This window comes from Bordetella saccharivorans (genome assembly GCF_045862855.1).
GTDB lineage: Bacteria > Pseudomonadota > Gammaproteobacteria > Burkholderiales > Burkholderiaceae_B > Bordetella_A > Bordetella_A petrii_F.
On record NZ_BAAFZO010000001.1, the window covers coordinates 4,753,447 to 4,773,194 of the forward strand.

Below are 19,748 nucleotides of genomic sequence, written 5' to 3' on the forward strand. Positions count from 1 at the left end.
GGGCGGTTCGGTCAGGCGATTTCGTCCAGCTTGCGGCCGGCCAGGGCAGCGCGGATGCCGCGATCCATGCGGCGCGCGGCGAATTCCTCGGTGGCGTCCGAGAGGGCCTGGACGGCGGCACGCACGATCTCGACATCGGCGGCCTGCTGGGCGGCCTCGGCCTCCTGCAGGCGCTGGTCGACCAGGCGACGCTCGTCGGCATCGAGCAGGTCGCCGTCGCCGGCCAGGGCGGCGCGCACCGATTCGACCAGTTGGCGCGCCTCGACCTGCTGCTCGCGCAGCATGCGCGCCTGCGCGTCGCTGTCGGCCTGGGCCACGCTGTCGGCCAGCATGCGGGATATCTCGTCATCGGACAGCCCGTAGGAAGGCTTGACCGACACGGCCGCCTCGATGCCGGTGCTTTGCTCGCGCGCCGTGACGCTCAGCAGGCCGTCGGCGTCGACCTGGAAGGTCACGCGGATGCGCGCGGCCCCGGCCACCATGGGCGGGATGCCGCGCAGCTCGAAGCGCGCCAGCGACCGGCAATCGGACACCAGGTCGCGCTCGCCCTGCACCACGTGCAGGCTCATCGCGCCCTGGCCGTCCTTGAAAGTAGTGAATTCCTGCGCCCGCGCCACCGGAATGGTGCTGTTGCGCGGGATGATGCGCTCGACCAGCCCGCCCATGGTTTCCAGTCCCAGCGACAAGGGAATCACGTCCAGCAACAGCCAGTCCTCGCCGGGCATGCGGTTGCCGGCCAGCAGGTTGGCCTGCAGGGCCGCGCCCAGCGCCACGACCTGGTCTGGATCCAGATCCACCAGCGGCTGCGTGCCGAACAGTTCGCCCACCGCCTGGCGGACCACCGGCATGCGCGTCGCGCCGCCCACCATGACCACGCCCTTGACGTCGGATACCGCCAGCCCCGCGTCGCGCAAGGCGGCCCGGGCGCGCTCCAGCGTGCGGCGCACCAGCGGTTCGGCCAGTTGCTCGAACTGCCCGCGGGTTAATTCCACATCCAGCGTACGGCCATCCTGCAGGCCGACACGCAGCGCGGCGGACTGTTCGCTCGACAGCGCCTCGCGCGCCGCGCGGGCAGCCACCAGCACGGCGCGCCGGTCGGCCGCCTCCAGTTGCACGTCGGCACCCAGGGTGCGGCGGGCGTATTCGGCGATCGCCCAGTCGAAATCGTCGCCGCCCAGCGCCGTATCGCCGCCCGTGGCGACCACTTCGAACACGCCCTTGGTCAGGCGCAGGATGGAAATGTCGAAAGTGCCGCCGCCCAGGTCATAGACGGCATAGGTGCCCTCGGCGGCCTGGTCCAGCCCATAGGCAATGGCGGCCGCCGTCGGTTCGTTGAGCAGGCGCAGCACGTTGAGCCCGGCCAGGCGGGCGGCATCGCGCGTGGCCTGGCGCTGGGCATCGTCGAAATAGGCCGGCACGGTGATCACCGCGCCCACCAGGTCGTCGCCCAGCACGTCTTCGGCTCGCTGGCGCAGCACCGCCAGGATCTGCGCCGAGATCTCCACCGGGCTGAGGTCGCCCTGCACCGTGCGCAGCCGCACCATCCCGGGCGCGTCGACGAACTCGTAGGGCGCGCCGCTGGCGCGCGCTTCCTCGAGCGAACGGCCCATGAAGCGCTTGACCGACACGACGGTGTTGAAAGGATCGGCCGCCTGCTCCGCCAGGGCGGCGGCGCCGATGACGGCGCGGCCGTCGGCCAGGTAGCGCACGGCGGACGGCAGCAAGGGCCGGCCGTCGGCGTCGCCCAGCACTTCGGGCGTGCTGCTGCGCACCGCGGCCACCAGGGAATTGGTCGTGCCCAGGTCGATGCCTACCGCGAGCTTGCGCTGGTGCGGCGCGGGCGATTCGCCGGGCTCGGAAATCTGCAATAAGGCCATGATTATGCTTCGGATCGGAAAGCTAGAAACAGTGCGACACCGGCCGCCCGGAACCGCGCTAGGCCGGCCGCGCGGCGGCCAGCTCCTGCGCGAGTTTTTCGACGAACATCCATTCGCGCACCTTGATGCCGGCCGCGGCGAAGTCACGCCGGGCGTCCAGCAATGTAGCCAGCGTGGCGCGCATTTCCTGGCGTGCCTGCTGCAGTTCGGCATCGAGCGCGGCGAACGCGGCAGGATCCTGGCGCGCATCGTCCAGCATCTCGCGCCACTGCATCTGTTGCATCAGGAAGGCGGGGTCCATGGCGGTGTTGCTTTCGGTCTGCAAGTCCACGCCCGCCTGTTCACACAGGTAGCGGGCCCGCAGCAGTGGATCGCGCAGTTGCCGGTAAGCCTCGTTGGCGCGCGCGGCCCATTGCATGGCGACGCGGCGCTCGGCCGGACTGGCGGTGGCATAGCGATCGGGATGCACCCGCGCCGCCACCGCGCGCCAGGCCTGCTCGAGCGCCTGGGTATCCAGCTCGAAACGGGGCGGCAGGCCGAACAGGCTGAAGTGGTCGTCGCCGGCCAAGACCTACACCGTGAACGACTCGCCGCAGCCGCAGGTCGCCTTCTCGTTGGGGTTGCGGAACTTGAAGCCTTCGTTCAGGCCTTCGCGCGCGTAATCGAGCTCGGTGCCGTCCAGGTAGGAGAGGCTCTTCGGGTCCACGAACACCTTGACGCCGAAGCTCTCGAAGACCAGGTCCTCGGTCGCGGGCTCGTCCACGTATTCGAGCTTGTAGGCCATCCCCGAGCAACCGGTGGTCCGCACGCCCAGGCGCAGGCCCAGGCCCTTGCCGCGCTTCTGCAAGTAGCGCCCGATATGGGACGCGGCCTGTTGGGTCAGGGTGACAGACATATCAGCCCGCCGCGACAGCCGCCGCCGCGGGTTCGGCCCGGGCCGGCTCCGCGTGCTTGTCCTTGTAGTCCTGCACCGCGGCCTTGATGGCGTCTTCGGCCAGGATCGAGCAGTGGATTTTCACCGGCGGCAGGGCCAGTTCCTCGGCGATCTGCGTATTGCGGATGTTGAGTGCCTCGTCCAGCGTCTTGCCCTTGACCCATTCGGTGACCAGCGAGCTGGAGGCGATGGCCGAACCGCAGCCGTACGTCTTGAAGCGCGCGTCTTCGATGACGCCCGACTCGTTGACCTTGATCTGCAGCTTCATCACGTCGCCGCAGGCCGGCGCGCCGACCATGCCGGTGCCCACCGAGGCGTCGCCCTTGTCGAACGAGCCCACGTTGCGGGGGTTTTCGTAGTGGTCCAGAACTTTGGTGCTGTATGCCATGATGTTTCTCCTGTGTCGATCGCGCGGGCGCTCAGTGCGCGGCCCACTGCACGGTGTTCAGGTCGATGCCGGCCTGGGCCATTTCCCACAGCGGCGACATGTCGCGCAGCTTGCCCACGCGGCTCTTGATGAGTTCGACGGTGAAATCCACTTCCTGCTCGGTGGTGAAGCGCCCCAGCGTGAAGCGGATCGAGCTGTGCGCCAGCTCGTCGTTGCGTCCCAGGGCGCGCAGCACGTAGGAAGGCTCCAGGCTGGCCGAGGTGCACGCCGAGCCGCTGGAGACGGCGAGTTCCTTGATGGCCATGATCAGCGATTCGCCTTCGACGTAGTTGAAGCTGACGTTCAGGTTGTGCGGCACGCGCTGCTCGAGGCTGCCGTTCAGGTAGGTTTCCTCGATCTGGGAAAGCCCTGCCCACAGGCGGTCGCGCAGCATGCGGATGCGTTCGTTCTCGGTGCCCATTTCCTCGCGGGCCAGGAGGAAGGCCTCGCCCATGCCGACGATCTGGTGCGTGGCCAGCGTGCCCGACCGGAACCCGCGCTCGTGCCCGCCGCCGTGCATCTGCGCCTCGATGCGCACGCGCGGCTTGCGCCGCACATACAACGCCCCGATGCCCTTGGGACCGTAGGTCTTGTGCGCCGAGAACGACATCAAGTCGACCTTGAGCTTCTGCAGGTCGATCTCGACCTTGCCAGTGGCCTGCGCGGCATCGACATGGAACACGATGCCCTTGTCGCGGCAGATCTCGCCCAGCGTCTCGATGTCCTGGATGACGCCGATTTCGTTGTTGACCATCATCACCGACACCAGGATGGTATCCGGCCGCAACGCCGCCTTGAAGGCGTCCAGGTCCAGCAGGCCGTCGTCGCGGACGTCCAGGTAGGTGACCTCGAAGCCCTGGCGCTCGAGCTCGCGACAGGTATCCAGCACCGCCTTGTGCTCGGTCTTGACCGTAATGACGTGCTTGCCGCGCTCGGCGTAGAAATTGGCCGCGCCCTTGATGGCCAGGTTGTCGGACTCCGTGGCGCCGGAGGTCCAGATGATTTCACGCGGGTCGGCGTTGACCAGTTTGGCGACTTCCTGGCGGGCGTTCTCGACAGCCTCTTCCGCTTCCCAGCCGAAGGCATGGCTGCGCGAGGCGGGGTTGCCGAAGTTGTCGTACAGCCAGGGCACCATCTTTTCGACCACACGAGGGTCGACCGGCGTGGTGGCGGAATAATCGAGGTAGATCGGGCGGGTGGTCATGGGTTGCTACTCCTGCTTATACGGTGGCGTCGGCGGCAATAGCCGAGGCGGTCGAGGCGGACCCGGGAGTTCCCCGTTCCACCCGCACGGCGGTGCAGCCCTGGGCGCCCTTGGAAGCCTCCTGCAGCTGTCGCAGGCGCTGCTGGTCGACCAGGTCTTGCAGCGACACGGAGTCGAGGTAGTCGACCATCTTGCGGTTCAGCGTGGTCCAGAGCTCGTGCGTCATGCACTTGCCGCTCTTGCCGTCGTTGCCGCTGGTGCAATCGTGCTTGCCCCCGCAGCTCGTGGCGTCGAGCGGCTCGTCGACCGCGAAAATGATGTCGGCGACGGTGACGTTGCGCGCCAGGCGGGCCAGCGAATAGCCGCCACCGGGGCCGCGCACGCTGTCGACCAGCTCGTGCCGGCGCAGCTTGCCAAAAAGCTGCTCCAGGTAGGAAAGAGAAATATTCTGACGCTGGCTGATTGCCGCGAGAGTCACCGGACCGCTGTGCTGCCGCATGGCCAGGTCGATCATCGCGGTTACCGCGAAACGCCCTTTGGTAGTGAGCCGCATGGTGGATTCCTGTTGAACGGACCGGTTGCCCGCAACGCCGGGCAACCAATACCTGAGTAATTACCTCAAGTATAGCAAATTCCCGAGTAATTTGCTAAGTCATCGCACCCGCAAAAAACCGCGCCGTAGCGCGGTTTCTGGAAGCCGGTCCGGACCGGCGATCAAGCGGCCTGGTACTGGGTGGCCCGCTTGCGGACCAGTTCCAGCACGCCCTGACAGGCGTCCTCGAGGTAGTCGAGCACCTTGCCGAAGCCTTCCGGGCCGCCGTAGTAGGGATCGGGCACGGTGGCTTCCTCGAACTCGTTGGCGAAGCGCATCAGCAGCATCAGCTTGTGCTGGTAGGCCTTGGGGCACTGCTGCTGCAGCGCGGAAAGGTTGTCCCAGTCCATGGCCAGGATGAGATCGAAGTCGCGGAAATCTTCCGCGGTGACCTGGCGGGCTTCGCAATGATTGATCTCGTAGCCGCGCTTGCGGGCCGCAGCCTGGGCGCGGGCGTCGGGCGCCTCGCCGATGTGGTAGGCATGCGTGCCGGCGGAATCCACCCGTACGACGTCGCCCAAACCGGCATCGTTCACCAAATGGCGAAAAACGCCCTCTGCGCTCGGCGAGCGGCAGATATTACCCATGCAAACGAAAAGTACCTTGGTCATCATGGGTGTAAGTCTGAGGGAAAACCCGGAATATAGCAAGTTTTTTTTGCAATTGCGCAAGCATTTCCCTGGCTGGGCGGCCGATTATTTTTTAATATTAAATCAATAGCTTGAAGCAATAATGTGAGATTCAAAATGAGGTTTTTTCAGCGACTTCCGTAACAATACCGGCGACTTGACCGCAATGCAGCAGAAGCGCCCGGTTCCTACGCCGCGCCATCGAGCAGCACCCGCTGCTTGAGCGCATTGAGGGCGTCGCGCGCCGCCGCCGCCTGCTCGAATTCGAGGTTGCGGGCGTGATCCATCATGAGCTTCTCGAGGCGGCGGATTTCGCGCGCCATGGCCTTCTCGTCGGTCAGCAACTGGGGCTCGATGGCAGCCTCCAGCGTGTCGTGTCGCGCCGGCGCGACAATGCCGTCGATCAGCTCGCGCACCGCCTTGTTGACGCCGCGGGCCGTAATGCCGTGCTCGGCATTGAACTGCATCTGCTTGGTGCGGCGCCGTTCGGTCTCGTCGATGGCGCGCTGCATCGAGGCGGTCACGGTGTCGGCATACAGGATGGCATGGCCGTTCAGGTTGCGGGCGGCGCGGCCGATGGTCTGGATGAGGCTGCGTTCCGACCGCAGGAAACCCTCTTTGTCGGCGTCCAGGATCGCCACCAGCGAGACCTCCGGGATGTCCAGCCCCTCGCGCAGCAGGTTGATGCCGACCAGCACGTCGAAGGTGCCCAGGCGCAGGTCGCGGATGATTTCGACGCGCTCGACCGTATCGATGTCGGAATGCAGGTAACGGACCCGCACGCCATGCTCGGCCAGGAAGTCGGTGAGATCCTCGGCCATGCGCTTGGTGAGGGTCGTGACCAGCACGCGCTCCTGCGCGGCGACCCGCTGCTTGATCTCGCCCAGCAGGTCGTCGACCTGGGTGCGGGCGGGCCGCACCTCGACGCGCGGGTCGACCAGGCCGGTGGGCCGCACGACCTGTTCCACCACATTGTCGGAATGTTCCTGCTCGTACGCGGCCGGGGTAGCCGAGACGAACACGCATTGGCGCATGCGGGCCTCGAACTCCTCGAGGCGCAGCGGACGGTTGTCCAGCGCCGACGGCAGCCGGAACCCATACTGCACCAGCGTTTCCTTGCGCGCCCGGTCGCCGCGGTACATGCCGCCCAGCTGGCCCATGGTGACGTGGCTCTCGTCGATGAACATCAGCGCATCGGCCGGCAGGTAGTCGATCAGGGTGGGCGGCGGCTCGCCCGGCGCGGCGCCGGACAAATGGCGCGAGTAGTTCTCGATGCCCTTGCAGAAGCCCAATTCCTGCAGCATTTCGAGGTCGAAGCGGGTGCGCTGCTCGAGACGCTGCGCCTCGACCAGCTTGCCTTCGGCGGTCAGCAGCTTCAGGCGTTCGCGCAGCTCTTCCTTGATGGTTTCTATGGCGCGCAGCACGGTGTCGCGCGGCGTCACGTAGTGCGAGCCCGGGTAGACGGTGAACCGAGGCAGTTTCTGGCGCACCCGGCCGGTCAGCGGGTCGAACAGCTCGAGCGACTCGATCTCGTCGTCGAACAGCGTCAGCCGCAGCGCCAGCTCGGGACTTTCGGCCGGGAAGATGTCGATCGTCTCGCCGCGCACCCGGAACGTGCCGCGGGTGAAATCGGCATCGTTGCGGGTGTACTGCATGGCCACCAGGCGCGCCAGGATCTCGCGCCGCGAGATGCGGTCGCCGCTGCGCAGGATCAGCACCATGGCGTGGTAGTCGCCGGGGTTGCCGATGCCGTAGATGCACGACACCGTGCCGACGATTACCGTATCGCGACGCTCGAGCAGGCTCTTGGTGGCCGACAGGCGCATCTGCTCGATGTGCTCGTTGATGGACGAGTCTTTCTCGATGAAGAGGTCGCGGGTGGGGACGTATGCCTCGGGTTGGTAGTAGTCGTAGTAGGAAACGAAATACTCGACCGCGTTCTTGGGAAAGAACTCGCGCATCTCGGCATACAACTGCGCGGCCAGGGTCTTGTTGGGGGCCAGCACCAGGGCCGGCCGACCCAGCCGGGCGATGATGTTGGCCATGGTGTAGGTCTTGCCCGAACCCGTCACCCCCAGCAGGGTCTGGTACATGAGGCCGTCCCGCATCCCCTGGGTCAGGCCTTCGATCGCGGCAGGCTGGTCGCCCGCCGGCGGATACGGCTGGTACAGGTGGAACGGGCTGTCGGGAAAATCGACGAATCCGGGAGCGGTCATGCTAGACTGTCTCAGGGTAAACCCCCCATTATCCACAGCACCGCCGGGTGCGTCCACCTATCGCTTGCGAACCTTCATGAGCTCTCTTTTCGATTCCGTCGAACTTGCGCCGCGCGACCCCATCCTGGGGTTGAATGAACAATACAACGCCGACTCCCGCCCCGGTAAGGTCAACCTGGGCGTCGGCGTGTATTACGACGACGATGGCCGCATCCCGCTGCTGGCCGCCGTCCGCAAGGCCGAGACGGCGCGCATCGAGGCGGCCGCGGCGCGCGGCTACCTGCCCATCGAGGGCATCGCCGGCTACAACAAGGGCGCCCAGACGCTGCTGCTCGGGGCCGACTCCCCCCTGGCGGCGGAAGGCCGCGTCCTGACGGCCCAGGCCCTGGGCGGCACGGGCGCCCTGAAAATCGGCGCCGATTTCCTGCGCCAGCTGCTGCCGCAGGCCAAGGTCCTGATCAGCGACCCCAGCTGGGAAAACCACCGCGCCCTGTTCGAGCGCGCCGGCTTCCCGGTGGAAACCTACGCCTACTATGATCCCGCCACGCACGGGCTGGACTTCCAGGGCATGCTGGCCTCGCTGCGGGCCGCCCCGGCCCAGAGCATCGTCGTGCTGCACGCCTGCTGCCACAATCCCACCGGCGTCGACCCCACCGCCGAGCAATGGCAGCAGATCGCCCAGGTCGTCAAGGAACGCAACCTGGTGCCGTTCCTCGACATCGCCTACCAGGGCTTCGGCGCCGGGCTCCAGGAAGACGCCGCGGTGGTGCGCCTGTTCGCCGACCTCGGGCTGACCATGCTGATCAGCTCGTCGTTCTCCAAGTCGTTCTCGCTGTACGGCGAGCGCGTCGGCGCCCTGACGGTCGTGGCTGGCAACCAGGACGAAGCCAAGCGCGTGCTCAGCCAGCTCAAGCGCGTCATCCGCACCAACTACTCCAACCCGCCCACCCACGGCGGCACGGTCGTTTCCACGGTGCTGAACACCCCCGAACTGTACGCCCTCTGGGAACAGGAACTCGCCGGCATGCGCGACCGCATCCGCCTGATGCGCCAGCAACTGGTCGACAAGATCAAGGCGGCCGGCGCCACCCAGGACTTCAGCTTCGTGCTGCAGCAGCGCGGCATGTTCTCGTATTCCGGGCTCACCGCCGCCCAGGTCGACACGCTGCGCGAAGAACACGGCATCTACGCCGTCTCGAGCGGCCGGATCTGCGTGGCGGCCCTCAACAGCCGCAATATCGACACCGTGGCCAAGGCCATCGCGGCCGTCCTCAAGCAATAGGCAGCGGCAAGCTTCGCGCCCGTCCAGGCCTCCGCAAGGAGGCCTTTTTCATGGCGGCGCGCGGGCGCCATCCGCCCGGCCGGGCGAGCAGGCACTTGCATTTTTGCCGCGGGTCGTCCAGAATCGCCGCTGTATATCCATACAGTTCGAACCGGAATACCGCCATGGCCAGCAAACTCACCGACCGCCAGCAGGAAATCCTCGACCTCATCCGGCAAACGGTCGCGCGCACCGGGTTTCCGCCCACCCGCGCCGAAATCGCCCGGGCGCTGGGCTTCCGCTCCCCCAACGCAGCCGAAGACCACCTCAAGGCGCTGGCCCGCAAGGGCGCAATCGAGCTCACCGCGGGGGCCTCGCGCGGCATCCGCCTGAAAGACCCCGCCGAGGCAACGGCCGCCACGCCCGCGGCCGCGTCCGCCATGGCGAACCTGGCCGACGCCGTCGGGCGCCTGCTGCTGCCGCTGGTGGGCCGGGTAGCGGCCGGCAGCCCCATCCTGGCGGCCGAACACGTCGAACGCGAAGTCGGGGTCGACGCCGGCCTGTTCGCCCAGGCGCCCGACTACCTCCTGAAGGTGCGCGGCATGAGCATGCGCGACGCCGGCATCCTCGAAGGCGACCTGCTGGCCGTCAAGCGGGCGGCCGAGGCCCGCAACGGCCAGATCGTGGTCGCCCGCCTGGGGGACGACGTCACCGTCAAGCGCCTGCAACGCCACAATGGCCGCATCGAATTGCTGCCCGAAAACCCCGACTTCTCTCCCATCGTGGTGGACGGCACCCAGGAATTCGCCCTGGAAGGCATCGCGGTCGGGCTCATCCGCACCCACGCCCTGCACTGATCCCCGCCCCGCACGGCGGGTGACACAAAAAAGGGTGGCCCGCGGGCCACCCTTTTCCATTGGCGCCAGCCACGCTGGGGGCGCCTGCCTGGCGATCAATGCTTGAACATCGGGTCGCCGGGGGCACCGGTTTCCGCCGGCTTGGCCACCAGGGCTTCCTTCACCGCCTCTTCCTCGGCCAGCGGTTCGGGCATGCGCTCCAGCGCCAGCTCCAGCACCTTGTCGATCCAGCGCACCGGCACGATCTCGAGGTGGTTCTTGACGTTGTCCGGGATCTCGGCCAAGTCCTTGACGTTCTCTTCGGGAATCAGCACGGTCTTGATGCCGCCCCGGTGAGCCGCCAGCAGCTTTTCCTTCAAGCCGCCGATGGGCAGGACCTCGCCGCGCAAGGTGATCTCGCCGGTCATGGCGACATCGGCCCGCACCGGAATGCGCGACAACGCCGACACCATGGCGGTGGTAATGGCGATGCCCGCCGACGGGCCGTCCTTGGGCGTGGCGCCTTCCGGCACGTGAACGTGCATGTCGTGCTTTTCGAACACGCTGTCGGCGAAACCCAGACGGCGCGCGCGCGAACGCACCACCGTGCGCGCCGCCTCGACCGATTCCTTCATGACGTCGCCCAGCGACCCGGTGCGCTGGATGGCGCCCTTGCCCGGCATGTCGGCGACTTCGATGGTGAGCAGGTCGCCGCCCACTTCGGTCCAGGCCAGTCCGGTCACCTGGCCGATCTGGTTTTCCTTCTCGGCCATCCCGAAGGTATAGCGCCGCACACCCAGGTAATCGCTGAGATTGTCGGCATCGACGTGCACCGGCGCGTGAGGCTGCTCGGGCTTGCCCTCGGCCTTGGCCTTGTCGCTTTGCGCGAGCAGTTCCTTGACGACCTTGCGGCAGATCTTGCCCACCTCGCGCTCGAGCGCGCGCACCCCTGCTTCGCGCGTGTAGTAGCGCACGATATCGCGCAGCGCGGAATCGTCGACCGTCAGTTCGGCCTCCTTCACGCCGTTGTTCTTCATCAGCTTGGGCAGCAGGTGGTCGCGGGCAATGTGAATCTTTTCGTCTTCGGTGTAGCCCGACAGGCGGATCACCTCCATGCGGTCCAGCAGCGCCGGCGGGATGTTCAGCGTGTTGCTGGTGGCCACGAACATGACATCGGAGAGATCGAAATCCACCTCGATGTAGTGATCCTGGAACGTGTGGTTCTGTTCCGGGTCAAGCACCTCGAGCAGCGCCGAGGATGGATCACCGCGGAAATCCATGCCCAGCTTGTCGATCTCGTCGAGCAGGAACAACGGGTTGCGCACGCCCACCTTGCTCATGTTCTGGAGGATCTTGCCGGGCATCGAACCGATGTAGGTGCGGCGGTGGCCACGGATCTCGGCCTCGTCGCGCACGCCGCCCAGCGCCATGCGCACGAACTTGCGGTTCGTGGCCCGCGCGATCGACTGGCCGAGCGAGGTCTTGCCCACGCCCGGAGGGCCCACCAGGCACAGGATCGGCGCCTTGACCTTGTCGACGCGCTGCTGCACGGCCAGGTATTCCAGGATGCGTTCCTTGACCTTTTCCAGGCCATAGTGATCGTCGTCGAGCACGGTCTCGGCATTGCCGATGGAGTTGTTGATCTTGCTCTTCTTCTTCCAGGGAAGATTGATGAGCGTATCGATGTAGTTGCGCACCACGGTGGCCTCGGCCGACATGGGCGACATGAGCTTCAGCTTCTTGAGCTCGGCATCGGCCTTCTTGCGCGCCTCCTTGGGCATGTGCGCGGCGATGATTTTCTTTTCGAGCTCTTCGATATCGGCGCCCTCTTCGCCTTCGCCCAGCTCTTTCTGGATGGCCTTGACCTGCTCGTTCAGGTAGTAGTCGCGCTGGCTCTTCTCCATCTGCTTCTTGACGCGGCCACGGATGCGCTTCTCGACCTGCAGAATGTCGATCTCGGTTTCGAGCTGCGTGAGCAGCCCCTCGAGGCGCTCGGACGTGCCGAGGATCTCGAGCATTTTCTGCTTTTGCTCGAGCTTGAGCGGCAAATGCGCGGCGATGGTATCGGCCAGGCGGCCGGCATCATCGATGCCCGCCAGCGAGGTGAGGATCTCGGGCGGGATCTTCTTGTTGAGTTTGACGTACTGCTCGAACTGGGCAACGATGGCGCGGCGCAGGGCCTCGGTCTCGGAGCCCTGCACGGCGTCGGGTTCGACGGGCGTCACCTGGCAGACGAAATGCGATTCGGCATCGTCGATGCTGTCGATGCGGGCACGCTGGGTGCCTTCGACCAGCACCTTGACGGTACCGTCAGGCAGCTTGAGCATTTGCAGGATGCCGGCCACGCAGCCGATCTCGTAGACGTCGTCGGGCGTGGGGTCGTCCTTGCCGGCGGATTTCTGGGCCACCAGCATGATGCTCTTGCCCGCTTCCATGGCCACTTCCAGCGCCTTGATGGAGCGCGGACGGCCCACGAACAGCGGGATGACCATATGCGGAAACACCACCACGTCGCGCAGCGGCAGCAGCGGCAGGTCGATGGGTTCGGAAGGCAGGGTCTGACTGGCAGACATAGAGGATTCCTTGGTATGACTCGGCGTATCGGGAACGGAATCGCGGGCGCGTGACCCATTTATCCGTGTCGGTTACGTCTGATATGGGAACGATAGCCGAAAAATCAAGCAGCCGGCGGCCGGATGGCGTCCAGAGGCAAAAAAACCCGTTACAAAACGGGTTTTTTGCTGTGTTTTCAAGCAGCTGCGCCGCGCACCTGGTTGCGGGCCGGCTTGTCCGGCGCGGCCGCCTCGTCGGCGTAGATGAGCAGCGGCTTGCCGTCGCTGTCGATGACGTTTTCGTCGAGCACCACCCGGCTGACGTTGCCCTGGGAAGGCAGGTCGTACATGGTGTCCAGCAGCGCCGCTTCGATGATCGAGCGCAGGCCGCGGGCCCCGGTCTTGCGCTTGAGCGCCTTGCGGGCGATGGCCTTGAGCGCGCCGGGGCGGACGTCGAGTTCGGCGCCTTCCATGGCGAACAGCTTCTGGAACTGCTTGATCAACGAGTTCTTGGGCTCGGTGAGGATCTGGACCAGCGCCGCTTCGTCGAGCTCGTCCAGGGTGGCCACCACGGGCAGGCGGCCGACCAGCTCGGGGATAAGGCCGAACTTGATGAGGTCTTCCGGCTCGACCTCGCTGAACAGCTCGCCCACGCCCCGCTCGGACTTGGCCCGCACGGACGCGGAAAAGCCGATGCCCGATTTCTCGGTGCGGTCGCGGATCACCTTCTCGAGGCCATCGAAGGCGCCGCCGACGATGAACAGGATATTGGTGGTGTCGACCTGGACGAAATCCTGGTTGGGATGCTTGCGCCCGCCCTGCGGGGGCACCGAAGCCACGGTGCCCTCGATGAGCTTGAGCAGCGCCTGCTGCACGCCCTCGCCCGACACGTCGCGGGTGATCGAGGGGTTGTCGGACTTGCGCGAGATCTTGTCGATTTCGTCGATGTAGATGATGGCGCGCTGCGCCTTCTCGACCTCGTAGTTGCAGTTCTGCAGCAACTTCTGGATGATGTTCTCGACGTCCTCGCCAACATAGCCGGCTTCGGTCAGCGTGGTGGCGTCGGCCATCACGAACGGCACGTTGAGCATGCGCGCCAGCGTCTGGGCCAGCAGCGTCTTGCCCGAACCGGTGGGGCCGATGAGCATGATGTTGCTCTTGGAGAGCTCGACCTCGTCGCCCTTGATCTCGCCGTGGCGGATGCGCTTGTAGTGGTTGTAGACGGCCACCGCCAGCATGCGCTTGGGCAGCGTCTGGCCGATGACGTATTGGTCCAGGAAGGTCTTGATTTCAGCCGGCGTGGGCAGCTCGGACCGTATGGCCGCGCGCGCGGTCGCCTGAGCTTCCTCGCGGATGATGTCGTTGCAGAGGTCGATGCATTCATCGCAGATGAACACCGACGGCCCTGCGATCAGCTTGCGGACTTCGTGCTGGCTCTTGTTGCAGAACGAGCAGTGCAGTACCTTTGCGTCGGCCGATCCCTTTTTTTCAGGCATATGTGTTTCGTATCTCTGGTGAGAACGCGCCCGCCGGAAATCGGCCGGCGCATTCAACGCTTACTCGGACGTGACGGCACCGCACAGGCCCGGGGAATTCCGTTCGACTAGCCCTCGGAACGGGATGCGAGAACCTTGTCCACCAGACCATACGATACCGCATCTTCGGCCGACATGAAGTTGTCGCGCTCGGTGTCCACGGCAATGCGTTCCACGGGCTGGCCGGTATTCTCGGCCAGGATGCGGTTCAGGCGCTCGCGCAGGTCGAGGATCTCGCGGGCCTGGATCTGGATGTCGGAAGCCTGGCCCTGGGCGCCGCCCGAAGGCTGGTGAATCATGATGCGCGAATTCGGCAGCGTGAAGCGCTTGCCCTTCTTGCCGGCCGCCAGCAGGAAAGCCCCCATGCTGGCCGCCAGCCCGGTGCACAGCGTCGACACGTCGGGCTTGACGAACTGCATGGTGTCGAAAATGGCCATCCCCGCGTACACCGACCCGCCCGGCGAGTTGATGTACAGCGAGATGTCCTTGTCGGGGTTCTCCGATTCCAGGAACAGCAATTGCGCCACGATCAGGTTGGCCGTGTTGTCGTTGACCGGGCCGACCAGGAAGATCAGGCGCTCGCGCAGCAGGCGCGAGTAGATGTCGTACGCGCGCTCGCCGCGCCCGGATTGCTCGATGACCATGGGGATATACCCCAGGCCAGTGGGCGTGACCGACGACCCGCCGTACATTGCCGCATAGAAATCGGTGAAACGCTGCATGCTTACGCCATCCCCATCAGCTGATCGAAAGGCACCTGCTCTTCGGTGACCTTGGCTTTGTCCAGCACGTGCTGCACCACGTTGTCCTCGAGCACGATGGCTTCGATTTCGGCGCGGCGCTGGCGGTCGGTCAGGTAGTAGCTGACGACCTGCGCGGGCTGCTCGTAATTTTGCGCGAACTCTTCGATGCGCGCGCGCACCTGCTCGGGCTTGGCCTGCAATTGCGCCTGCTTGACCAGCTCCGAAACCAGCAGGCCCAGGCGCACGCGGCGCTCGGACTCGGTGGCAAAGGCTTCGGCCGGAATGGGCACCGACTCGGCGTTGGGCACGCCGCGCTGCTTCAGTTCCTCGCGGGCGGCCTGGACGCGGCCCTGCACGTCGTTGTCCACCAGGGCCTTGGGCACGTCGAACTTGCCGGCCTCGACCAGGGCATCCATGACGCTGGCCTTGGTGCGGCCCTGCGTGCGCGCCTTGACTTCGCGCTCGATGTTGGTACGGATGTCGGCCTTGAGCTTTTCGACATCGCCTTCCGCCTGGCCGAGCGCCTTGGCGAAATCGCCATTGACCTCGGGCAGCACGCCTTCGGCGACTTCCTTGACCGTGATGGTGAATTCGGCGGTCTTGCCGGCGACTTCCTTGCCCTGGTAGTCATCGGGGAACTTGAGCGGGAACACTTTCGTCTCGCCCGCCTTCAGGCCCTGCGCGGCGGCTTCGAATTCGGGCAGCATGCGGCCCTGGCCCAGCACGAAGGGGAAGTTCTCGGCCTTGCCGCCCTCGAACGGCACGCCGTCGATGGTGCCGGCGAAGTCGAGCGTGACGCGGTCGCCATCCTGGGCGGCGCGATCTTCGCGGGCTTCATAGGTGGCGCGCTGCTTGCGCAGCACGTCGAGCGTCTGCTGGACTTCGGCGTCGGACACGGCGGTCTCGTAGCGGGTCACGGACAGCGCGGCCAGGTCGGGCACGGCCACTTCGGGGTAGACCTCGAAGGTGGCGGTGAAAGCCAGCGTGTCGTCGGCCACGCCCTCGGTCTTCGGTTCGAGCGTAGGCGCGCCGGCGACGCGCAGCTTGGCGCCATCGATGGCCTGCTCGAAAGCGCGGCCGACCTGGCCGTTGATCACATCGTAGCGAATGCCGGGGCCGTGGCTGCGCTCGAGCATGGCCAGCGGGGCCTTGCCCGGACGGAACCCGGGCACCTTGGCGGTACGAGCCACGCGCTTCAACTGCGCCTGGACTTCCTTTTCGACGTCGGCCACCGAAACCGCGAGGTCGACGCGGCGTTCCAGACCAGAGAGGGTTTCAACCACAGGCTGCATCAAAATTTTCCGAGAAATTGGGTGAACGAACGAATAAACAGGGCATTTTACCGGAAACTTCAACCCCTCCGCGACAGGCGGAGCCGAGCCCTGGGGAAGTCCCCAAGGCAGTCGCCGGGCCGGCTGGCAAATTGGCGGCGCCGGGCTTGCCTAGAGATGCGCACAGCGCCCGGCGACCCGGCCCCGGACCGAACCGCCCGTGCAGATTTTTTTTACATCTGCGTGCCGCGCACGACAAAACGCCCCCACCGGCGCGGGGCCGCATGGGGGCGGGAAGCGCGGACGGGCCGCGCGCGCTAGCTGGTGACCTTGATGTTCTTGGCGCTGGGGCCCTTGGGCCCCTGCCCCACATCGAACGTCACGCGCTGGTTTTCCTGCAGCGACTTGTAGCCTTCGCTGCTGATTTCCGAGTAGTGCGCGAAAAGATCCTTGCTGCCGTCATCGGGCGTGATGAAACCGTAGCCCTTTTCAGCGTTGAACCACTTGACGATACCTGTTGCCATGGATGTGTCCTTCAGATAGCGATTGCTCGCGGGGCGACAGGCAGAACGGCAAGCGCGTCGCCAGTCCAGTGTAGGTGCGGCCATCGAAAAACGTCAAATATTGCAAATTGATGCAAATTCGTCGGCATCCGGCCATAGGTCTGGCCCCATATATGGCCTGCGGGCAACAAAAAAGCCCCCGCAGGGGCTTTTCGGAGCGCCAGGCCTTACAGGACCTGGATTTTCGTTGCTTGCGGACCCTTGGGACCATTAGCCGTCACAAAGCTGACGCGTTGGTTCTCTTCGAGGGACTTGAAGCCGTTGGCCTGAATTTCGGAAAAATGCGCGAACAAATCCTTGCCGCCTCCTTCCGGAGTAATAAAGCCGTAGCCCTTTTCCGAGTTGAACCACTTAACGACGCCGGTTTCCATACTGTGTTTCCTAGAGATAATGGGCAAATGCCCGGGGTCACGAATCAATCAAGGAGGGGACAGTAGAACAATAACGCTGGCCGGCAAAGGCACTGCACTGATCGAAAATCGCAACGCTTGAGATCGTGTGCCGTCACTATCGTTAGGTTCCCCTCACAAGTCAACATAATCCTCAAAAATACGTGCCAATAATGCAACAAAGCGCAACGGCACGCGGGCAAATTTGGAACTATTCAGGCGCGGGGCGGTCCCGCGCGTGTGCGCAGCCCGCGCGCGTCAGGACTCGAGCGGCAATCCCAGCAGGTCGAGGGCGGCGTTGTAGGCATCCGCATCCGCGCACAGGAATACGGCCACGTCGCCGGGGTTGATGTTGTCGAGCACCTGGTCGACCTGCTCTTGCGCCGTGTCGATCGCGTCCACGGCCGTGACGTGGATTTCCGCGCCCGCCTCGACCTTCTCGCGCGGCACGATATCGGCGACGGCCTCCAGGTCGGAAACGCCTGCCACCACGTACGTGTCGATGCGCTCGCCGTCCAGCGTGGTCTGCAGGGCAAGGCCGCCGGGGATCGCGGCGACTTGGCGGCTGGTGATGTCCATGATCGGGTCCTTTGCATGCGCGGGGACGCGACTATACCAGCCTGGCCGGCCGCGCGCAGCGGCTGGCTGGGCCGCAGCGCGGGATACTGGTATCGTGCCGCATGGACGGCTTTCGGGAGGAACGAGCCATGCAACGCGATTTCGATCTTGTGGTCACGATACTGAGCGAGCTGCGCGATGCCGACACCGCCGCGCTGTCCGAAGCCCATATCGTGGCAGCCGTGCACGCCAGCATGCAGGATGCCCCGCCCGCGCCCTTGATTGCCCACCACCTGGACATCCTGGCCGATGCCGGGCTGATCAAGGCCGCCCTCTCGATGGACGGCAGCCCGCACGACGCGCATTGGCGCCTGACCTGGAAAGGCCACGACGCGCTCGACCAGCAGGACAGCGAGGAAGACGACGGGGACGAGGAAGACGACTGAACCGCCGGTTCAGCCCAGACGGCCGGGCGCGCGGCGCGCGAGCCGCTGGTGGCGGACGCGCCGGGCCAGCAACGTGGCCGCCGTGCCGATGACCAGGAAGAACATGAAAGACGCCACGGACAGCAGCGCGGCGAGGTCGCCCAGGCCGGCGCGCGAGGCCAGCAGGGCCACGGCCGCCAGCACCACCACGCCGGCCAGTGCCACGCCGGCAAGACTGCGCGCCACGCTGCCGCAGCGTCCCAGTGCCGCGCCGCTTGCCAGGGCCAGCGCCACCACGGCGGCCATGGCCCAGAAGATGTACTCGTAGTGCTGCACCGCGGCCATCCGGCTGGTTGGGGCCGCCCCCGTCAAAGGGAGCGGCCGGGAACTGGTGCGAAGGGCGGGACTCGAACCCGCACACCTGTTACGGCGTCAGGACCTAAACCTGGTGCGTCTACCAATTTCGCCACCTTCGCAAAGCCAAGCCCGGTATTGTAGCTTGCTTGCTAAAATCTTGCGCCATGAACTCGCGCCTCGATGCCCTGCATCCCTATCCCTTCACCAAACTGCGGGCACTGCTCGAATCGGCCGGACCCGCGCCCGCCGGGCTGGCCCCGATCGACCTGTCCATCGGCGAGCCCAAGCACGCGGCGCCGGCATGCGTGGCGCAGGCACTGCGCGACAACCTGGCGGGCCTGTCGGTGTATCCCGCCACCAAGGGCGACGCGGCGCTGCGCTCGGCCATTGCCGGGTGGCTGGCGCGCCGCTACAGCATCCCCGCTCCCGACGCCGACACGCAGGTGCTGCCCGTGCTGGGATCGCGCGAGGCGCTGTTCGCGTTCGCGCAGACCGTGGTCGATGCCGCCGCACAGCCCCTGGTCGTGTGCCCCAATCCGTTCTACCAAATCTACGAAGGCGCGGCGCTGCTGGCCGGCGCGCAGCCCTACTACGTCAATGCCGACCCGGCGCGCGACTTCGGCAGCGATTGGCGCAGCGTGCCCGACGACGCCTGGCGCCGCACCGCGCTGGTGTTCGTGTGCTCGCCCGGCAATCCGGCCGGCAACGTCATGCCGCTGGAGGACTGGCGCGCGCTGTTCGAACTGTCGGACCGCCACGGCTTCGCCATTGCATCCGACGAATGCTATTCCGAGATCTATTTCGACGAGGGCGATCCGCCCCTGGGCGCGCTGCAGGCGGCGCGCCGCCTGGGCCGCGACGGCTACAAGAACCTGGTAGTGTTCTCGAGCCTGTCCAAGCGCTCCAACGTGCCGGGGCTGCGTTCCGGATTCGTGGCGGGCGATGCCGCGCTGCTGGCGCGCTTCCTGCTGTACCGTACCTATCACGGCAGCGCCATGAGCCCGATCGTCTCCGCCGCCAGCGTGGCCGCCTGGAACGACGAGGCCCATGTCCGCGACAACCGCGCGCAGTATCGCGACAAGTTCGCCGCCGTCGTGCCGCTGCTGCAGCCCGCGCTGGGCGTCCGGTTGCCGCAGGCCTCGTTCTACCTGTGGGCGGCCGTGCCCGGCTCGGACACGGCATTCGCCCGCGACTTGTATGCCCGCACCGGCGTGACCGTGCTGCCGGGCAGTTTCCTGGCGCGCGAGGCGCACGGCGCCAACCCCGGCCAGGGCCGCATCCGCATCGCGCTGGTGGCACCCCTGGCGCAATGCGTCGAAGCCGCCGGCCGCATTGCCCAATTTGCCAGCACTACGCTTTGATCAACTTTTTCACTGACT

20 protein-coding genes and 1 tRNA gene are annotated in these 19,748 nt (G+C 65.9%); 4 read left to right on the forward strand and 17 right to left on the reverse strand.

All coding sequences use genetic code 11. From position 1 onward, the window contains the following. Nucleotides 1–11: 11 nt before the first annotated feature. From hscA to uvrB, 8 genes are all read right to left on the reverse strand, one after another. A complete protein-coding gene (gene hscA, locus ACKTT0_RS22750; protein WP_407852014.1) occupies nucleotides 12–1,877 on the reverse strand; it encodes a Fe-S protein assembly chaperone HscA in 1,866 nt (621 codons plus the stop codon). 58 nt (nucleotides 1,878–1,935) lie between these two features. Further along, entirely contained in the window at nucleotides 1,936–2,445 is a 510-nt protein-coding gene (gene hscB, locus ACKTT0_RS22755; protein ID WP_407852015.1) for a Fe-S protein assembly co-chaperone HscB, read from the reverse strand. Between the two features lie 3 nt (nucleotides 2,446–2,448). Then, nucleotides 2,449–2,772, reverse strand: coding sequence for an iron-sulfur cluster assembly protein IscA (gene iscA / locus ACKTT0_RS22760; protein WP_407852016.1), 324 nt, complete (start codon nucleotides 2,770–2,772; stop codon nucleotides 2,449–2,451). Nucleotide 2,773: 1 nt separating this feature from the next. Then, nucleotides 2,774–3,199, reverse strand: a complete 426-nt coding sequence (gene iscU / locus ACKTT0_RS22765) for a Fe-S cluster assembly scaffold IscU (protein WP_407852017.1) — start codon at nucleotides 3,197–3,199, stop codon at nucleotides 2,774–2,776. Between the two features lie 31 nt (nucleotides 3,200–3,230). Further along, on the reverse strand, nucleotides 3,231–4,442 hold the full coding sequence (locus tag ACKTT0_RS22770; protein WP_407852018.1) for an IscS subfamily cysteine desulfurase: 1,212 nt from the start codon (nucleotides 4,440–4,442) through the stop codon (nucleotides 3,231–3,233). A 16-nt stretch (nucleotides 4,443–4,458) separates the two neighbouring features. Next, nucleotides 4,459–4,995 (reverse strand): Fe-S cluster assembly transcriptional regulator IscR, encoded by a 537-nt coding sequence (iscR, locus tag ACKTT0_RS22775; RefSeq protein ID WP_407852019.1) that lies wholly within the window; start codon nucleotides 4,993–4,995, stop codon nucleotides 4,459–4,461. Nucleotides 4,996–5,156: 161 nt separating this feature from the next. Then, a complete protein-coding gene (locus ACKTT0_RS22780; protein ID WP_407852020.1) occupies nucleotides 5,157–5,648 on the reverse strand; it encodes a low molecular weight protein-tyrosine-phosphatase in 492 nt (163 codons plus the stop codon). A 203-nt stretch (nucleotides 5,649–5,851) separates the two neighbouring features. Then, nucleotides 5,852–7,879: an excinuclease ABC subunit UvrB gene (gene uvrB / locus ACKTT0_RS22785; protein ID WP_407852021.1), complete on the reverse strand. Its 2,028-nt coding sequence runs from the start codon at nucleotides 7,877–7,879 to the stop codon at nucleotides 5,852–5,854. A 76-nt stretch (nucleotides 7,880–7,955) separates the two neighbouring features. Here uvrB and ACKTT0_RS22790 point away from each other — a divergent pair, with 76 nt between their 5' ends. Continuing rightward, complete coding sequence (locus ACKTT0_RS22790; RefSeq protein ID WP_407852022.1) at nucleotides 7,956–9,161, forward strand: amino acid aminotransferase; 1,206 nt, start codon at nucleotides 7,956–7,958, stop codon at nucleotides 9,159–9,161. Between the two features lie 164 nt (nucleotides 9,162–9,325). Further along, a complete protein-coding gene (lexA, locus tag ACKTT0_RS22795) occupies nucleotides 9,326–9,997 on the forward strand; it encodes a transcriptional repressor LexA (protein WP_407852023.1) in 672 nt (223 codons plus the stop codon). A gap of 95 nt (nucleotides 9,998–10,092) precedes the next feature. Here lexA and lon read toward each other — a convergent pair whose 3' ends face one another. The 7 genes from lon to ACKTT0_RS22830 form a co-directional block, all read right to left on the reverse strand. Then, nucleotides 10,093–12,549, reverse strand: coding sequence for an endopeptidase La (lon, locus tag ACKTT0_RS22800; protein WP_407852024.1), 2,457 nt, complete (start codon nucleotides 12,547–12,549; stop codon nucleotides 10,093–10,095). Between the two features lie 176 nt (nucleotides 12,550–12,725). Then, entirely contained in the window at nucleotides 12,726–14,024 is a 1,299-nt protein-coding gene (gene clpX / locus ACKTT0_RS22805; protein WP_028355697.1) for an ATP-dependent Clp protease ATP-binding subunit ClpX, read from the reverse strand. 107 nt (nucleotides 14,025–14,131) lie between these two features. After that, nucleotides 14,132–14,785, reverse strand: coding sequence for an ATP-dependent Clp endopeptidase proteolytic subunit ClpP (gene clpP, locus ACKTT0_RS22810; protein WP_028355696.1), 654 nt, complete (start codon nucleotides 14,783–14,785; stop codon nucleotides 14,132–14,134). A gap of 2 nt (nucleotides 14,786–14,787) precedes the next feature. Continuing rightward, complete coding sequence (gene tig, locus ACKTT0_RS22815; RefSeq protein ID WP_407852025.1) at nucleotides 14,788–16,098, reverse strand: trigger factor; 1,311 nt, start codon at nucleotides 16,096–16,098, stop codon at nucleotides 14,788–14,790. A 296-nt stretch (nucleotides 16,099–16,394) separates the two neighbouring features. Then, nucleotides 16,395–16,601 carry a cold-shock protein gene (locus ACKTT0_RS22820; protein WP_028355694.1) on the reverse strand — a complete coding sequence of 69 codons (207 nt, stop codon included), beginning with the start codon at nucleotides 16,599–16,601 and terminating at the stop codon, nucleotides 16,395–16,397. A 206-nt stretch (nucleotides 16,602–16,807) separates the two neighbouring features. Further along, nucleotides 16,808–17,011, reverse strand: coding sequence for a cold-shock protein (locus ACKTT0_RS22825; RefSeq protein ID WP_028355693.1), 204 nt, complete (start codon nucleotides 17,009–17,011; stop codon nucleotides 16,808–16,810). A 276-nt stretch (nucleotides 17,012–17,287) separates the two neighbouring features. After that, complete coding sequence (locus ACKTT0_RS22830; protein ID WP_407852026.1) at nucleotides 17,288–17,608, reverse strand: hypothetical protein; 321 nt, start codon at nucleotides 17,606–17,608, stop codon at nucleotides 17,288–17,290. A 128-nt stretch (nucleotides 17,609–17,736) separates the two neighbouring features. Between ACKTT0_RS22830 and ACKTT0_RS22835 the strand changes: the two genes are divergently transcribed. After that, a complete protein-coding gene (locus tag ACKTT0_RS22835) occupies nucleotides 17,737–18,033 on the forward strand; it encodes a DUF2513 domain-containing protein (protein ID WP_407852027.1) in 297 nt (98 codons plus the stop codon). 9 nt (nucleotides 18,034–18,042) lie between these two features. Here ACKTT0_RS22835 and ACKTT0_RS22840 read toward each other — a convergent pair whose 3' ends face one another. After that, nucleotides 18,043–18,348, reverse strand: coding sequence for a hypothetical protein (locus ACKTT0_RS22840; protein WP_407852028.1), 306 nt, complete (start codon nucleotides 18,346–18,348; stop codon nucleotides 18,043–18,045). A 53-nt stretch (nucleotides 18,349–18,401) separates the two neighbouring features. After that, nucleotides 18,402–18,488, reverse strand: a tRNA-Leu gene (locus ACKTT0_RS22845). A gap of 45 nt (nucleotides 18,489–18,533) precedes the next feature. Between ACKTT0_RS22845 and dapC the strand changes: the two genes are divergently transcribed. Next, the gene (gene dapC, locus ACKTT0_RS22850) at nucleotides 18,534–19,730 is read left to right on the forward strand and encodes a succinyldiaminopimelate transaminase (RefSeq protein ID WP_407852029.1); all 1,197 of its coding nucleotides are present in this window, start codon (nucleotides 18,534–18,536) and stop codon (nucleotides 19,728–19,730) included. Nucleotides 19,731–19,748 lie beyond the last annotated feature (18 nt).

Excerpts from the sequence above, each read along its gene's own strand:
- hscA (WP_407852014.1), bottom strand. The coding sequence starts at position 1,877 with ATGGCCTTATTGCAGATTTCCGAGCCCGGCGAATCGCCCGCGCCGCAC.
- iscA (WP_407852016.1), bottom strand. The coding sequence starts at position 2,772 with ATGTCTGTCACCCTGACCCAACAGGCCGCGTCCCATATCGGGCGCTAC.
- iscU (WP_407852017.1), bottom strand. The coding sequence starts at position 3,199 with ATGGCATACAGCACCAAAGTTCTGGACCACTACGAAAACCCCCGCAAC.
- ACKTT0_RS22770 (WP_407852018.1), bottom strand. The coding sequence starts at position 4,442 with ATGACCACCCGCCCGATCTACCTCGATTATTCCGCCACCACGCCGGTC.
- iscR (WP_407852019.1), bottom strand. The coding sequence starts at position 4,995 with ATGCGGCTCACTACCAAAGGGCGTTTCGCGGTAACCGCGATGATCGAC.
- ACKTT0_RS22780 (WP_407852020.1), bottom strand. The coding sequence starts at position 5,648 with ATGATGACCAAGGTACTTTTCGTTTGCATGGGTAATATCTGCCGCTCG.
- uvrB (WP_407852021.1), bottom strand. The coding sequence starts at position 7,879 with ATGACCGCTCCCGGATTCGTCGATTTTCCCGACAGCCCGTTCCACCTG.
- ACKTT0_RS22790 (WP_407852022.1), top strand. The coding sequence starts at position 7,956 with ATGAGCTCTCTTTTCGATTCCGTCGAACTTGCGCCGCGCGACCCCATC.
- lexA (WP_407852023.1), top strand. The coding sequence starts at position 9,326 with ATGGCCAGCAAACTCACCGACCGCCAGCAGGAAATCCTCGACCTCATC.
- lon (WP_407852024.1), bottom strand. The coding sequence starts at position 12,549 with ATGTCTGCCAGTCAGACCCTGCCTTCCGAACCCATCGACCTGCCGCTG.
- clpX (WP_028355697.1), bottom strand. The coding sequence starts at position 14,024 with ATGCCTGAAAAAAAGGGATCGGCCGACGCAAAGGTACTGCACTGCTCG.
- clpP (WP_028355696.1), bottom strand. The coding sequence starts at position 14,785 with ATGCAGCGTTTCACCGATTTCTATGCGGCAATGTACGGCGGGTCGTCG.
- tig (WP_407852025.1), bottom strand. The coding sequence starts at position 16,098 with ATGCAGCCTGTGGTTGAAACCCTCTCTGGTCTGGAACGCCGCGTCGAC.
- ACKTT0_RS22820 (WP_028355694.1), bottom strand. The coding sequence starts at position 16,601 with ATGGCAACAGGTATCGTCAAGTGGTTCAACGCTGAAAAGGGCTACGGT.
- ACKTT0_RS22825 (WP_028355693.1), bottom strand. The coding sequence starts at position 17,011 with ATGGAAACCGGCGTCGTTAAGTGGTTCAACTCGGAAAAGGGCTACGGC.
- ACKTT0_RS22830 (WP_407852026.1), bottom strand. The coding sequence starts at position 17,608 with ATGGACATCACCAGCCGCCAAGTCGCCGCGATCCCCGGCGGCCTTGCC.
- ACKTT0_RS22835 (WP_407852027.1), top strand. The coding sequence starts at position 17,737 with ATGCAACGCGATTTCGATCTTGTGGTCACGATACTGAGCGAGCTGCGC.
- dapC (WP_407852029.1), top strand. The coding sequence starts at position 18,534 with ATGAACTCGCGCCTCGATGCCCTGCATCCCTATCCCTTCACCAAACTG.